General features: G+C 63.3%; 14 protein-coding genes. 7 read left to right on the top strand and 7 right to left on the bottom strand.

Annotated features, from left to right (window positions below; genetic code table 11):
• Positions 1-2 precede the first annotated feature (2 nt).
• Positions 3-1,016, top strand: coding sequence for an ABC transporter permease (locus BBX50_RS26095; RefSeq protein WP_244513169.1), 1,014 nt, complete (start codon positions 3-5; stop codon positions 1,014-1,016).
• A gap of 148 nt (positions 1,017-1,164) precedes the next feature.
• A complete protein-coding gene (locus BBX50_RS26090; RefSeq protein WP_065778192.1) occupies positions 1,165-1,635 on the top strand; it encodes an RbsD/FucU domain-containing protein in 471 nt (156 codons plus the stop codon).
• Between the two features lie 120 nt (positions 1,636-1,755).
• Here the strand turns inward: BBX50_RS26090 and BBX50_RS26085 are convergent, their stop codons facing one another.
• Genes BBX50_RS26085 through BBX50_RS26075 form a run of 3 tightly spaced genes read right to left on the bottom strand, consistent with a single transcriptional unit; the run spans position 1,756 to position 3,657 of the window.
• Complete coding sequence (locus BBX50_RS26085) at positions 1,756-2,250, bottom strand: SgcJ/EcaC family oxidoreductase (RefSeq protein WP_065778191.1); 495 nt, start codon at positions 2,248-2,250, stop codon at positions 1,756-1,758.
• A gap of 23 nt (positions 2,251-2,273) precedes the next feature.
• Positions 2,274-3,260 carry a zinc-binding dehydrogenase gene (locus tag BBX50_RS26080; protein WP_065778190.1) on the bottom strand — a complete coding sequence of 329 codons (987 nt, stop codon included), beginning with the start codon at positions 3,258-3,260 and terminating at the stop codon, positions 2,274-2,276.
• Between the two features lie 19 nt (positions 3,261-3,279).
• Complete coding sequence (locus BBX50_RS26075; protein ID WP_065778189.1) at positions 3,280-3,657, bottom strand: nuclear transport factor 2 family protein; 378 nt, start codon at positions 3,655-3,657, stop codon at positions 3,280-3,282.
• Between the two features lie 124 nt (positions 3,658-3,781).
• Between BBX50_RS26075 and BBX50_RS26070 the strand changes: the two genes are divergently transcribed.
• Positions 3,782-4,669, top strand: coding sequence for a LysR family transcriptional regulator (locus BBX50_RS26070; RefSeq protein ID WP_065778188.1), 888 nt, complete (start codon positions 3,782-3,784; stop codon positions 4,667-4,669).
• A 136-nt stretch (positions 4,670-4,805) separates the two neighbouring features.
• On the opposite strand, the gene BBX50_RS26065 is transcribed toward BBX50_RS26070, so the two are convergent.
• A complete protein-coding gene (locus BBX50_RS26065; RefSeq protein WP_065778187.1) occupies positions 4,806-5,609 on the bottom strand; it encodes a class I SAM-dependent methyltransferase in 804 nt (267 codons plus the stop codon).
• 106 nt (positions 5,610-5,715) lie between these two features.
• Between BBX50_RS26065 and BBX50_RS26060 the strand changes: the two genes are divergently transcribed.
• The 4 genes from BBX50_RS26060 to BBX50_RS26045 are packed head-to-tail and all read left to right on the top strand — an operon-like array spanning position 5,716 to position 9,858.
• Positions 5,716-6,849, top strand: coding sequence for an ABC transporter substrate-binding protein (locus BBX50_RS26060; RefSeq protein WP_065778186.1), 1,134 nt, complete (start codon positions 5,716-5,718; stop codon positions 6,847-6,849).
• Positions 6,850-6,905: 56 nt separating this feature from the next.
• Positions 6,906-8,045: an ABC transporter substrate-binding protein gene (locus tag BBX50_RS26055; RefSeq protein ID WP_083213816.1), complete on the top strand. Its 1,140-nt coding sequence runs from the start codon at positions 6,906-6,908 to the stop codon at positions 8,043-8,045.
• The gene (locus BBX50_RS26050) at positions 8,045-9,112 is read left to right on the top strand and encodes an iron ABC transporter permease (RefSeq protein ID WP_065778184.1); all 1,068 of its coding nucleotides are present in this window, start codon (positions 8,045-8,047) and stop codon (positions 9,110-9,112) included. The genes BBX50_RS26055 and BBX50_RS26050 overlap by 1 nt, the downstream gene beginning before the upstream one ends.
• Positions 9,106-9,858, top strand: a complete 753-nt coding sequence (locus BBX50_RS26045; RefSeq protein ID WP_065778183.1) for an ABC transporter ATP-binding protein — start codon at positions 9,106-9,108, stop codon at positions 9,856-9,858. The genes BBX50_RS26050 and BBX50_RS26045 overlap by 7 nt, the downstream gene beginning before the upstream one ends.
• 184 nt (positions 9,859-10,042) lie before the next feature.
• Here BBX50_RS26045 and BBX50_RS26040 read toward each other — a convergent pair whose 3' ends face one another.
• The 3 genes from BBX50_RS26040 to BBX50_RS26030 form a co-directional block, all read right to left on the bottom strand.
• Complete coding sequence (locus BBX50_RS26040; RefSeq protein WP_065778182.1) at positions 10,043-11,089, bottom strand: glutathione synthase; 1,047 nt, start codon at positions 11,087-11,089, stop codon at positions 10,043-10,045.
• A gap of 173 nt (positions 11,090-11,262) precedes the next feature.
• Complete coding sequence (locus BBX50_RS26035; RefSeq protein ID WP_065778181.1) at positions 11,263-13,146, bottom strand: flavohemoglobin expression-modulating QEGLA motif protein; 1,884 nt, start codon at positions 13,144-13,146, stop codon at positions 11,263-11,265.
• Positions 13,143-13,967, bottom strand: a complete 825-nt coding sequence (locus tag BBX50_RS26030) for an N-formylglutamate amidohydrolase (RefSeq protein ID WP_065778180.1) — start codon at positions 13,965-13,967, stop codon at positions 13,143-13,145. The genes BBX50_RS26035 and BBX50_RS26030 overlap by 4 nt, the downstream gene beginning before the upstream one ends.
• Position 13,968 lies beyond the last annotated feature (1 nt).

Here is a 13,968-nt window from a genome sequence, read left to right as displayed (position 1 = left end):
AGATGCAAGCACTCGAAAAGACACAAGCCAGCGAAACCATCGATACGCGCCGGCTGACGGGCTGGTCGCCAAAAGTGCTCCTGCGCGACGCCGGCATCGGCCTGGCGCTGTTGTTGCTGATCGTCTTCTTCTCGCTCGGCACCGAGCACTTCCTGACGCCCAACAACATTTCCAACATCCTGACGCAGATCACCATCAACCTGATCCTCGCCGTCGGCATGACCTTCGTCATCCTGATCGGCGGTATCGATCTCTCCGTCGGCTCGATGCTCGCTTTCTGCGCCGTGGTCGGCGGCACGGTGCTGACGATCCCCGATCTCCCGGTGTTTCAGGCGGTGGCGCTTGCGACCCTTGCTGCCGTCGGCACCGGCGTCGTCTGCGGTTTCCTCAATGGCTGGATCAGCGCCTTCTGGGGCCTGCCCTCCTTCATCGTCACGCTTGGCATGCTCAACATCGCCCGCGGCGCGGCGCTGCAGGTGACGGACGCGCGCACGATCTACTCCTTCCCGCCGAGCTTCAACGCCTTCGGTTCGCAGATGATCTTCGGCATTCCCGTGGTCTTCCTGATTGCGCTGGTGCTCGTCGCCATCGCCTGGTTTGTCTTGTCGAAGACGGTGTTCGGCCGGCTGCTCTACGGCATCGGCAACAACGAGGAGGCCGTGCGCCTCGCCGGCCATTCGCTGATGTTCTACAAGGTGGCCGCCTTCACCATTGCCGGTGCGCTCGTCGGCATCGCCGCGATGGTCTACATGGCGCGGCTCAACATCGCGAGCCCGATCATCGGCATCGGCTTCGAGCTCAACGCGATTGCGGCGGTCATCATCGGCGGCACGAGCCTCAATGGCGGCCGCGGCACGGTGATCGGCACTTTGCTCGGCGCCTGCATCACGGGCGTCCTTGCCAACGGCCTCATTCTGTTCGGGCTCAGCGACTTCATGCGCCAGATGATAACAGGCGTCGTCATCATCCTCGCCGTCATCATCGACAAGTATCGCGAGCGGCTGACCGGCGTCTGAGAACCCAACGCCTGTGCGGGCGGCGCGCCGCCCGCACAAATCGACGGAGACGATCTCCCTCACGCGCTTGGGCTGACAGGGCCTGCGCGCGCCGCGCTCTCATGCCCGGATTTCCGCGGGCGAAAGCTGTCTGATGAAAGGAAGCCTGATGCTCAAGAACATTGATCCGGCGCTGAATGCCGACGTGCTGCATGCGCTGCGCTCCATGGGGCACGGAGACCGCATCGCGCTGGTCGACGCAAATTTCCCGGCCGACACGATCGCCCGCCACACCCGGCTCGGCCTGCCGCTGCACATCGCCAATGTCTCGGCGGCGCGAGCCGTCAGAGCCATACTCTCCGTCATGCCGCTCGACACGCCGCTGCAGCCATCGGCGGCACGCATGGCCCCGAGCGGAAAGGTGGGTGCGTTGCCGGATGTCCAGCGTGAGGTCCAGGCTGAGATCGCCCGCGCCGAAGGCGACGTGCCGCAGATGTATGCCGTCGAACGCTTCGCCTTCTACGAGGAAGCCAAGCGTGCCTATTGCATCATCGTGACCGGGGAACCGCGCCTTCACGGTTGCTTCCTGTTCACCAAGGGCGTCGTGCCGCCCGCCAACCATTGGGGCGAGGCGGCCTGAGCCTCACACGGCGGGCCTCCATCCATGCCGCTTGAGCGTCCTGGCGCTCACGCCCAATACCGCTGCCGGGCCCAGTTGGCGCGACAGCGGCTGGTGTCGTGAGCGGTGACCACGCCGCCGCTATTGTTGCTGCGGCGTCGGGTTGGTGGTTGCGAAGATGTAGCGGGCGAACCGCCAGACGCCATCCGTCTCGCGATGCAGGACGAACAGTTCCTGATTTGCTTCGGGCATCGTCGCCCCACCGGGCGCCAGCACCTTGACGGTGCCATTCGAGCGGGTTCGCGCATAGGCCCAGTCTTTCGACAAGGCGCGAACTTCATCAACCTCGAAGCGGACATCGAGCTTGATCGTGCCGAACACACGTCGATACGCGCTTCTGATGGCATCGCGACCGACAGCGGGCAGGCTGTTTTGGGGCATGAACACGGCATCGGTGGCGTAGAGCTTCATGACGGCTCCGACATCGCCCGCGTTCAGCGCCGCCTCGTAGTCCCGCAGCTGCCGTCCAATCGCTGCTGTGGCGGCTTCATCCGAGCGGGCGGGGCCAGTGAACGCCAGCAGCGAAAGTACGGACAATCCTGCAGCGGCGAGTTTGGCATCGAGAGATCGGCGCATGACATTCTCCTTGATGAGCGAAATCAGAGCCTGACGACCAGCTTGCCGAGCGCTTGGTCGTCTTCCATCAGGCGGTGCGCGTCGGGAACGCGGTCGAACTCGAAGGTCCGGCTGCGGAGCGACGGAATGCGGCCGGCCGCAATCTCCTTTGAAAGCCACGGCAGTGGTGCGGCGGACATTGGCAGGGTAGCTGTCCCAAGAAGACCGCTCGAGAAGAAGCCAAGCCGGGTCGCACCCGGCAGGTCCTGCATCAGGTTGAGTTGCTCCAGGACCGGGGGGCCGCCGAGCAGGCCGATGACCGTGACGCCGCCAAACGGCTTCAAGGCTTTGATCGTGTCGCGAACGGTCGCGGCACCGACCACTTCGAGGGCGGCATCGACGCCGTCGGGCAGAAGCGAGCGAACCCTCCCGGCCACCTCGCCGCCATCGACGACGACATGGTCAGCGCCAACCGCGCGCAATCGGGTTTCGTTTTGCGATGACCGGGTCGTGGCAACCACCGAAAGGCCACGTGCTTTGGCGTAGGCGATTGCAGCGAGGCCAACAGAAGACGTTGCGCCGCGCACGAGCAACGCCTGTCCCTTGGTGATTGCGAGACTTCTCGTCAACGCCCCCCAGACAGTGAGGTAGGCCTCGGGCAAGGCCGCAAGCTCCTCCCAGGAGAGATCGCTGCCGCTCATGTCGATGACGTTGTTGCGCAGCACCGTGACCTCCTCCGCGTAGCTGCCGAAGCGGGAAAACTGCATTCCACCCATCGCGGTTGCGACCCGCTGGCCGGCCCGGAACGTGCCGGACGGATCGGCAATGATCTCGCCGACGGCCTCGATACCGGGCACGCGCGGCCCGGTGATCGCCCCCATCTTGCCGGCGCGCAGATAGACTTCGGCGCGGTTGAGGCCCAAGGCACGCACGCGGATCTTCACTTCGCCGGCCTGGATTTCGGGAGAGGGAATGTCCCTCAGTTCGAGGACTTCAGGGCCACCGGCTCTCTCGATGACATAGGCTTTCATGGTCGTTCTTCCCCCCGTCTTATGCGCGCGGGCGATTGGTTGAGAACAGGTAGCGGTGGATCTTCCAGGCGCCGGCCTCGCGACGGAACACGAAGATCTCGTTGTTGCCTTCCTCGATCGTGACGTCGGCCGCCAGAATGCGGGTCTTGCCGGCAGAGCTCGTGCGGACCCAGGCCCAGTCACCTGTCACCTCTATCTCGTGGATGTCGAAGCGGATCTCGAGCTTGATGGTGTCGAACACCTGGGCGTAGCCCGCCCGTACCGCCGCGCGCCCGATCAGCGCCGGGGCGTGTTGCGGCATGAAGATCGGTTCCTCGCCGTAAAGGTTGAGAATGGCGTCGATATCGTTGGCGTTAAGGGCCTTCTCGTAAGCCTTGATTGTCGTTTCGATGGACATTGCGATAGCTCCTGGATCGCTGGGTTTGGCCTCCTCAAGAGGTTGATCCGAAGGTATTCCGCTCAATCTTGTCGTAGTAGATGGACAAATGATAAGATTACTCTCAAAAATGAGAGGGATGCCCATGGATCTGAACGCTGCGCGGATGTTTGTCGCCGTCGTACAAGCCGGCAGCCTGTCGGCGGCCGCTTTGCGTCTCGACACTCCGTTGCCGACGCTGAGCCGGCGAATCCGCGAACTCGAGCAGGCTCTGAAGGTGCAACTGCTGGAGCGTTCAGCCCGCGGAACCCGGCTGACGGACGCTGGCACACGGCTCTACGAACACGCCGCGCGCGGCATAGAGGCCCTCGGCGAGGCGGAGGAGGCGGTGAAAAGCGACCAGACGCGCCTCAAGGGGCGGTTGCGGCTATCTTTGCCAACGGCCTTCGAGCCCTGGTGGGACCTGCTTGCCGCCTTTCAGCGGCAATATCCTGATATCCAGCTCAACGTGTACACGACCGATCGTCGCGTCGATCTGACCCAGGATGGCATCGATGTCGCCTTGCGCATCGGCGCGATCGTGCACGAGGCAATGGTGGCGCGGCGATTGCTGAGCTACCGGCACTTGCTGGTGGGCGCGCCCGAACTGCTCACGAAGATCGGCGAGCCGCTGACGCCCGAGAAACTTCACGATTTTCCGCTCGCCGCCTGGAGCCGCGACGCCAACATCCATCCCGCCTGGCAACTCGGAGAATACAAATTCGAGCCGCGGCCGATGCTGACGACCAACGACTATCTGCAACTGCGCGCACGGGCACTCGCAGGCGAAGTCATCGCCGAATTGCCGCCGTTTCTCGCGGCGGAGCCGATCCGCAATGGACGGTTGCGGGCCGTGCTGATCGATCACCCGATGCCTGAACAGCAGGTCAGCCTGCTCTATCCGCTGCATCGCCACCCATCGAGCATCGTGCGCGCCTATCTCGATTTCTGCCAGAAGCAGGTCGGACGGTTTCTCGACCTGCTCGCGCCGTGATGACTGCGGATCGAGTAGAAAGGCCTTTCGGTGATGGGCTCCGCAAGCACCAGGGAGATCCCGAGCGGCGCCAACAGAAAGGTGACCCACGCCAGAGCGCTCGTGCCGTCGTGCGCTGACCGGTCCCGTGCCTGGGCTACGGTTTCATGGCACGGATCGCGTAGCGGTGCTGGCTCTGCCGCGCCAGGCCTTTGAAGACGTTCCAGTTCTTGGCCTGCGTCCGATGGATATCGCGAAGATCGGTATCGATGTGGACGTCGGCAAAGCCGGCTTCGTTGAGCAGGCCAGCGACATCCTCGGCACGCGCGCCGCCGGAAAAGTGGACGCGGGAGAGAATGCTCCGATGGGTTTCCATCATCTGCGGCGTGCCAACAGGCGTTTCTGCCTTGAGCAGCCGCAGGCGCTGACCCCAGGCGCTGAGCTTCGAAAACAGCCGTTCAAGTGCGCTCGTATTGACGAAGTCACCATCGACGACCAGCAGCGTGCCGCCGGGCTTCAGCACGCGCAGCCATTCCCGGAAGGCTGCGGCCGGGTCGACCAGCGTCCACACCAGATGCCGGGTGACGACAACATCGTAGCGGTTGTCCGGCTCCATGGTGTTTTCGGCGTCGCCGAGATCGAAGCGGATGGTCCGCCCCCGTTTTACCGCCTTCTCTCGCGCGCGTTCGAGCATCGGCTCGGCCCAGTCGAGCCCCTGCACCTTGAAACCGAGATCGTCGAGCAGATGGGAAATGACACCCGTACCGCTGGCAAGGTCGAGTGCACCGCGACCGTTGCCCGGGCCGAAGTGCTTGAGGAACAGCTGATGCCAGGCGGCGCGCTCCTCGTCGGAGAAAATCTCGTGGCCCGGCGACAGGTCGAAAGTCGCTGCGCGCGCCGACCAGTAGGCCTTGATTTCATCCCGCAGGTTGTAGTTCTGCCGATTAAGCGCGTCGCTCATACCGTTGCCGCTCTTGTCTGTTTGGAGCCGTTCTAAAAGATAAATGTTGACTAATAAAGTCATGAAACATTAGATCGCCACGATTTTCCCAGCGGAGCAGAAAACGATGCGGTTTTTCAACAGGGTGGCTCTGGCCGCCACGGGCTTTTGTGCGCTTTTCTCCACGGCCGCCTTCGCTGACGTCGTGAAACTGAAGGACGTCACGGGCCGCGACGTCGAGGTCAACGTGCCGGTCGAACATGTGATCCTCGGCGAAGGCCGCCAGATCTATTTCCTCGGCGCGCTTGACCGTGAAGAACCGTTCAAGCGCATCGTCGGCTGGCGCGACGATCTTTCCAAGGCCGACCCGGAAAGCTACGCGGCCTATCTCGCCAAGTATCCAGACATCGCCAAGCTGCCGACCTTTGGCGGCATGAAGGACGGCACGTTCGACATCGAGCAGGCCGTGGCACTGAAGCCTGACGTCGTGTTGATGAATGTCGACGCGAAGACGGCGACGGAAGAGGCCGGTTACATCGAAAAGCTCGCCAAGGTCGGCATCCCGCTCGTCTATGTCGACTTCCGCGAGAAGCCGATGGAAAACACCGAGCCGAGCATGCGGCTGATGGGCAAGCTGCTCGGCAAGGAAGAAAAAGCCGAGGAATTCATCAAGTTCCGCGCCGACAGCATCGCCAGGGTGACCGACGTTCTCGCCAAGGCCAACCCGAAGAAACCGCTCGTCTTCGTCGAGCGCGCTGGCGGCTATTCCGATGATTGCTGCATGTCCTTCGGCAACGAGAACTTCGGCAAGATGGTCGAGTTCGCCGGCGGCGTGAACATGGCCAAGGACATCATTCCCGGCACCTTCGGAACGGTCAACCCGGAGCAGATCATCGCGTCCAATCCCGACCAGATCATCATCACCGGCGGCAACTGGCAGGGCTATGTGCCCGGCGGCAACTGGGTTGGCGTCGGCTATGGTGCCGATGAAAAGGAAGCGGCGCGCAAGCTCGACAACCTCACCAAGCGGCCGGCCTTTACCGGCGTCAAGGCAGTCAAGGACGGTCAGGTGCACGCCATCTGGCACCAGTTCTACAACAACCCCTACCAGTTCGTCGCCATCCAGCAGATCGCCAAGTGGCTGCATCCGGACCTCTTCGCCGACCTCGACCCGGAGGCGACCTTCAAGGAGTTGCACGAGCGCTTCCTGCCGCTCCCCTACAAGAGCGGCTACTTCGTCTCGCTGGCCGCCGGCAAATAAGGCATTCGGTGGCCGGAAGAAGGAGGCTTCTGGCGCCCTGATTGAAAGGATTGGAAATGTCGATCTACAGGAAAATCGCCTCGGCGATCATGGCTGCTGTGGTGTTGGCCGCACTGCCAGCCGATGCCGCGGAAATCGTCGATGTGACCGGGCGCAGGGTCGAAATCGACCTGCCGGCCAAGCGCATCCTGCTCGGCGAAGCGCGGCAGATTCATGTCGCTGCGGCACTCAAAGGCGAGCACCTCTTCGACACGATCGTCGGCTGGCGCGACGATCTCGTGAAGAAGGATCCGGACTCCTACAGGGCCTATGTCGAGCGCTTCCCCGAGATCGAGAAACTGCCGCGCTTCGGCTACATCCCCTCGGGCGATTTCAGCCTCGAAGCGGCGATCGCGCTGAAGCCCGATGTGCTGACGCTGAACCTCGAGGCTGAAAAGGCGGTCGAGGAATCGGGCTTCATCGAAAAGGCCGCCGCCGCCGGCATCGCGGTCGTCTATCTCGACTTCCGGGTGGATCCGGCCGCCAACAGCGAAAAGTCCGTCGAAATCCTCGGTCAGATCTTCGGTGCCGAAGAAAAGGCGCGGGAATTCATCGCCTACCGCAGTGCCCAGATCGCGCTTGTCACCGATCGCCTGCAGAAGGCCGGTGCCATCACGCGTCCCAAGGTGTTCATCGAGCGCTCTCCCGGCATCACCGGCGACGTCGTCTGCTGCCGGACATTCGGCCCTGCAAACTTCGGCGAGATGGTGGAAAAGGCCGGAGGCCACAATATCGGTTCCGACGTGATCAAGGGCACCTTCGGCGACCTCAATCCCGAACAGCTGATCGTCAGCGACCCGGATCATGTCATCATCACCGGCAGCAACTGGTCGGCGGAATCCGATCTCAACCAGTTCGTCAGCGTCGGGCGCGGTGCCGATGCGGCAGCGGCGCAGGAACGGCTGCGTGGCCTGATGCAGCGCCCGGGCTTTCCCGGCCTGAAGGCGGTAAGGGAAGGCAATGTGCATGCCGTCTGGCACCAGTTCTACGGTGCTCCCTATGAGTTCGTGCCGATCCAGCAATTTGCCAAATGGTTCCATCCGCAGCTCTTTGCCGATATTGATCCGGATAGAACATTCCGCGAGCTCCACGATAAATTCCTGCCGGTAACCTATCGCCCGGGCTATTTCGTCTCGCTACCGAAAGGTGGGGAGTGATGGTCGCCATGGCTGACGCACTCGCCGGGGCCGAGGGACGGGGACGCTACCGCGCCCTCGTTCTGCGTCGCCTGGTGCTGATCTTCTGTCTCGTCGCCGCGCTCTTTGCGTCGGTTGCGGTCGACATGGCGCTCGGGCCCGCAAACTATCCGCTGTCGGACGTGCTGACGGCGCTCTTTCGCGCCGAGACGGTGAGCGACCAGCTGCGCGTGGTCATCTGGGATATCCGCATGCCGATCGCGCTGATGGCCGTCACGGTCGGCGCCTCGCTGTCGGTCGCCGGCGCGCAGATGCAGACGATCCTCGCCAATCCGCTTGCGAGCCCCTTCACGCTCGGCATCTCCGCCGCCGCCAGCTTTGGTGCAGCCCTCGGCCTCGTCGCCGGCGTCGCGATCTTTCCTGTCGCGGTTCAATATATGGTGCCGATCAACGCTTTCCTGATGGCGATGCTGGCCGCGCTGTTCATCCACTTTGCCTCTACCATGCGCGGCGTCACGGTTGAGACCATCGTGCTGCTCGGCATCGCGCTCGTCTTCACTTTCAACGCCGCATTGTCGTTGCTCGAATATCTCGCCTCTGAGCAGGCGCTTGCCGCGGTCGTCTTCTGGACAATGGGCAGCCTCACCAAGGCGACCTGGCCCAAGGTCTGGATCACCGGCGCTGTGCTTGTTTTTGCCTTGCCGCTCTTTGCAAGACACGCCTGGGCACTAACAGCACTTCGGCTCGGCGACGACAAGGCTGCGAGCTTCGGCATCAACGTTCGTCGCCTTCGGCTCGAGGCGATGATGACGGTGAGCCTGCTGGCGGCGATCCCCGTCTCCTTCGTCGGCACGATCGGCTTCGTCGGCCTCGTCGGCCCGCACATCGCCCGCATGCTTGTGGGTGAAGATCAGCGCTTCTTCCTGCCCGCCTCGGTGCTGTGCGGCGCGCTGCTGCTTTCGGTCACCTCCGTCGTCAGCAAGATGCTGATCCCGGGCGCGGTGCTGCCGATCGGCGTCATCACGGCGCTTGTCGGCGTGCCCTTCTTCTTCGTGCTGATTTTCACCAACAGGAGGCGCGCATGGTAAGCCTGGCGCTCGAAAAGGTCGGCGCGAACTATGGCCGGCGCGTGGTGCTATCCGACGTCGACACCGGGGTCCTGCGCGGTGGCGGCCTGACGGCGGTCATCGGCCCGAATGCGGCCGGCAAATCGACGCTGTTCAAGCGCATCGCCGGGCTCACGTCAGGGCCGGGTACCGTGCACCTGGCGGACACGGCCAAGGGACCGCAGGGTATCTGTTATATGCCGCAGGATACCGGCGCCAACGCCGTGCTCACCGTCTACGAGTCGGTGCTGCTCTCGGCCAAGCAGGGGTCGAGCTGGAAGGTGAAGGACGCCGAGCTCGCCGAGATCGATCGGGTGCTTTCGGAACTGCGGATCGCCGACCTTGCCTTTCGCGGTCTCGGCGAGCTTTCCGGTGGCCAGCGGCAGCTGGTCTCGATCGCTCAGGCTCTGGTGCGCAAGCCCGAAGTGCTGCTGATGGATGAGCCGACCTCGGCGCTCGATCTCTTTCGCCAGATCGAGGTGCTCGGCTTCATGAAGCGTCTGTCGGCTGAGGCCGGCATGGCGGTGCTGATCGCTCTGCACGATCTCAATCACGCCCTGCGTTACTGCGATGATACGATCGTCATTAGCGGCGGCTCCGTGCTGGCAAGCGGACCGACCCAAGAGGTCATCACGGCGGCGATGCTGCGCTCGGTCTACCGGGTCGAGGCCCGCGTCGAGGCGTGCTCGATGGGTCGTCCGGTCGTGATCGTCGACGAGTCCCTGTAGGCGCCAGAAATGAAAGATGTCGCTGCCTAGAGCGCCGTGCGTTCATATGAACGCACTAAGGACGCTCTAGCACTTTGATTCTAGAGCATCTTTCCGCCTCACGTGGACCCACTTGAGAGCGGGATGCACTAGGCGGCGACGTTTTCCTGCCGGTGGAGCGGATTGGTGCAAATGTCGTCTCCGTTCAGAGCGTGGCAAGCTCGCGATTGGAGAGCGCGCCTGCGTAAGCCTGCTTGATAGAGAGCTTCCGTTCGAGCGCTGCCACGATATCCTCGCTGAAATCGACCGAGGTCAGCTCGGCGATTTCAGGCAGTGCGCCGGGGGTAAAGACATTGACCTCGACGAGCCTGTCGCCGACGACGTCGAGGCCGACGAGGAACATGCCGTCGCGCACGAGTTTGGGCCGCATCTGTTCCGCGACGGCGAGCATCTCGGGTGTGATCACCGCCGGCGCGGCCGTGCCGTTGGCATGCATGTTGGAACGCAGATCCCCTTCCGCAGGGACACGCCGGACGGCAGCATAGGTATCGCCGCGCTTGAGCGGCCGGCCGTTCATGAGGAACAGCCTGACATCGCCCTCGGATGCTGCGGGCAGATATTCCTGAGCGATGACGTAGCCCATTTCGCTGACAGCCTCGAAAATCTGGTTGAGGTTGGTTTCGTGGCTGGAACTGACCTTGAAGACATTCCGGCCGCCGGAACCCTGCAGCGGTTTCAGGATGACGCCCTCGGGATGCTCGTCGACGAAGGCTCTGACCTCCTCGATATGCTTCGATATCAGCGTTGTCGGCCGCACGACTTCCGGAAAGTCCTGGAGATAGAGCTTGTTCTGCGCCAGAGCCAGGCCGTCGGCATCGTTGACGACGATTGCTCCGCGTTCGGCCGCGAGCCTGCCGAAGATCACGCCGGCTTGGGCGGCCCAAGGCCGCGGGCCGGTGTCTTCCGACGGGTCGTTTCTCAAAAACAGGACCTGGACGTCGGCTATGTCGAGGACTTCCCGCCGGGTGTGATCGCCCTTGAGCGCGGCGATGAAGGTCTCGGCCTTGCGCGGCTTCGCCGCCCCCAGGCTTAAAGCATGGATCATCAGCCGCCCGTCGGCCCTCAGCGCGAAATCGCCCGGCGTGACGTAGAGCACCTCGTGGCCGCGTGCGAGGCCGGCGAGCGCAAGCGAGGTCGTTGCGTAAAATGTTTCTTCGCCTTCGATGGAGTTGACGAGAAAGGCAATGCGCATCCGGTTTCCCAGTGGTCCGATTCCGACATTTGCATGTGATCTCAGCGTCCTCGAGAGCAAATGTCCGATTCTCGAGGACCACTCGTAACGCTATGATGCCAGTGGAAATTCCGAATTTGACATTTGAGCAGAACGCGTGCGGTAAACGGGGCGCAATCGTCAAATTCGTTCCACTAGTCTGCGACCATGTCGAGCGGGGTCATTCCCCTATGCGCTCGCTGAAGGCGGTCGCCCGCTTTGACGTCATCAAGGAAGATAGGGCGAATGGCGGCCGGACCAAGCAGGCCACGCAAGTTGAGTTCCTGGATTGCGGCGAAGTGCGACGCGGCAATCTTGCCCATCCAGAAGGGCTCGAGGCTGCCGCCGGCGGCGAGATGGTCGAGGAGCTGCATGAGCCCGCGCAGATAGATCGCGTCCTTGACCAGTCCGCCGCCGCGATAGATGCGCAGCGTGATGTTGAAGGCCTCGGAGGCGGCAAAGCCGTGACCGTCCGTCAAAAGCCGGTAGGTTTCCGAAAACAGGGCGCCGTCAAGCATAGAGGCGCAGCCGACGACCCTGGCTGCGAGGACCCGCAATCGTTCCGGCGTCATGCCTGCGCTCAGATATTCGGCAAAGACTGCGAGCCCTTCCTGCATGCCCTCGTAGCCTGCAAGGCCGGAGCGAAAGATCCTCAGCCCCTGGGCCGAGCCGTTGAAATAGGTCAGCAGATGAACGCCGACTTCATGATTGAGCAGTGCTTCGACGCGACCGGCATCGAGCGCCGAGCTGCGGGCAATCAACAGCTGGCCACGGGAGACGAGGAGGCCGGCGGGCAGATCGTCGCGCAGCTCGATGGATGCGGTGAAATCGGCCGACTGCCGCCGATAGGCGGCCACCATCGCCTGTGCGCGCTCCCTTATGTAGTGGCAGTCGCGCCTGTCTTCGGCGATAGGCTTCGCGTCGCCGGCGGCTGCGGTTTGCGCAAGGATGGCGCAGGCCGTGTCCAGAAGCTCGGCTTCCACCGGACCATAGAGCGCGCGGCCAAGCTCGACGAACGTGCGGGCCTCTCGCGCCGAAATCATCGAGAGCTGCAGGTCGACTTCCTGCTGCTTTTCCCGGTAGAGCGCATAAAGCAGCGGGTCTTCGAGGTGTTCGAAGCCGAGCGAGAAAAGCTTGCGCTTGGCCGTCTCGATCTGCAGCGTCAGCGGCCGATAGTAGAGGCGGGGGCTGCGGGAAAAGCCGTTCGACGCAAACTCCGCCCAGGCGCTCTCGGCGTTGATCGGCGTCACCGCCAGCAGGAAATCGAAGCTCGAAGCGATCTCGTCGATGCCGCGATCGGCACGCACCACCGCGTCAACGAACGCCTTGCGGCCAAAGGCACGGTGCGTCGGCAGTGGCAGCTTGTCGGATTTGGCACGGGCGAAGGCGGCAACGGCTCGCAGGCCCGCATCAAACATGCTTGCGACCAGTCGCTCGCGCAGTTGCGGGTAGATACGGCGCGTGCCCGGCTCGCAATAGATCGGGGCGAAGCGAACGGTCAGATGGGGAAAGTCGATCGCCAAGCGCTTGCCGCTTGCCGCCGGATCAGGGTCGCGTGAGACGAGCGTCACATGCGGCGTCCGGAATTTGCCTTCGATTGTCGCAGCCGTCTCGACCAGGGCTTTCGCAGCCATCTGCTCGCTGGGCCGCGTTCCCGTCACCACCTCGATCAGGAAGGGCGGCAGGAAGGGCGCGTCCTTCGCCGGCGGATCGTCGCTTTCGAGCTCCGCGAATTCGAGCACGATGAACATGCCCAGGCGCTCTTTGATCACGCGGCCGATCCGCTCGATGATGGTGACGGCCGCCACCATGGTCGGCGCCAGAAGATAGGCGGCGTTGGCCTGTGCGATGTCGCGGGCGACAGGCTGCTCGCGATCCTCGGCGATGTGCACGCAAAGAAAGGGAAGCAGCCGGTCGACGTGCAGCCGTCCGCCTTCGCCAAAATCCCTTCGCACGGCCCGACCATCCCTCAAGCGGGCAACGGCGTCATCGAGCCAATCCCCGAGCGGATCGGCAAGGGTGTGTTCACGCTCCGTCACTGCTGCCTCACGAGCGCCTCGGTCAGGGTCGGGACGAGCGAGCCGACCAGCGCGCGCAACGACCGCAGGGCCTCAAGATCCGGCTTGCCGGTCCACTCGTCCATGAAGGTCTTCTTGAACTCGATCGCGAGCGCGCAGCCAGTCTCCGGGAAGTGCTCGTGAATGAAGCGCGTGTGCTCCCCGCGTCCCTGGAAAGCAACGTTCTCGCGCACGTCCAGCAGACGGCCGGAGACCTTTGCCGTGCTGAGGGCGGCCATCAGGGCATCGATGACACCGGCCCATTTGCACCGGTCCATCGTATAGGTCCCGATGTTGATCTCCGGCGTGTCGATGGCATCGGCTGGCTCGGCGTGCGGGCCGCCGCGCCGATAATTGTAGCTATGCACGTCGAGGACGATGAAATGCCCGTAGCGCCGTTCGATGGCCGTCAGCATGGGCAGAAGCATCGCGTAATACTCGTCGTGCACTGCGAGCGAAGCCTCGATCAGATCAGGCGGCGGACGCCCGTTCCACACCGTCAGGCCCCAGGCCTGTGCCGGTTCGATATAGACAGCGCCCGAACGGGCGCGGTTGAGATCGACCTCGAAACGGGAGCGGTGGACGACGACGCGGTTGGCGAGATCGCGGATGATGAACTCCGTGAAAGGGTCTTCCTCGCGCAGCCGTTCCTCGTCCGAGAGCGCAACGAGCGCGCGCGCGTCACGCCGCATGGCGTGTCCGTTGTGGATCGCGGAGCCGACGATGGGGCCGTCGCCGCGGTGGATGCTCCACCAGGCGTTTTCGGTGGAAGAATGGAATTGATCCGTCGGCTCGCGCTGCATG

It is taken from the genome of Ensifer sp. LC11 (genome assembly GCF_001695835.1).
Lineage (GTDB): Bacteria > Pseudomonadota > Alphaproteobacteria > Rhizobiales > Rhizobiaceae > Ensifer.
The sequence above is the reverse complement of the archived record's forward strand: the minus strand, read 5'-3'. Positions and strand labels throughout refer to the sequence as shown.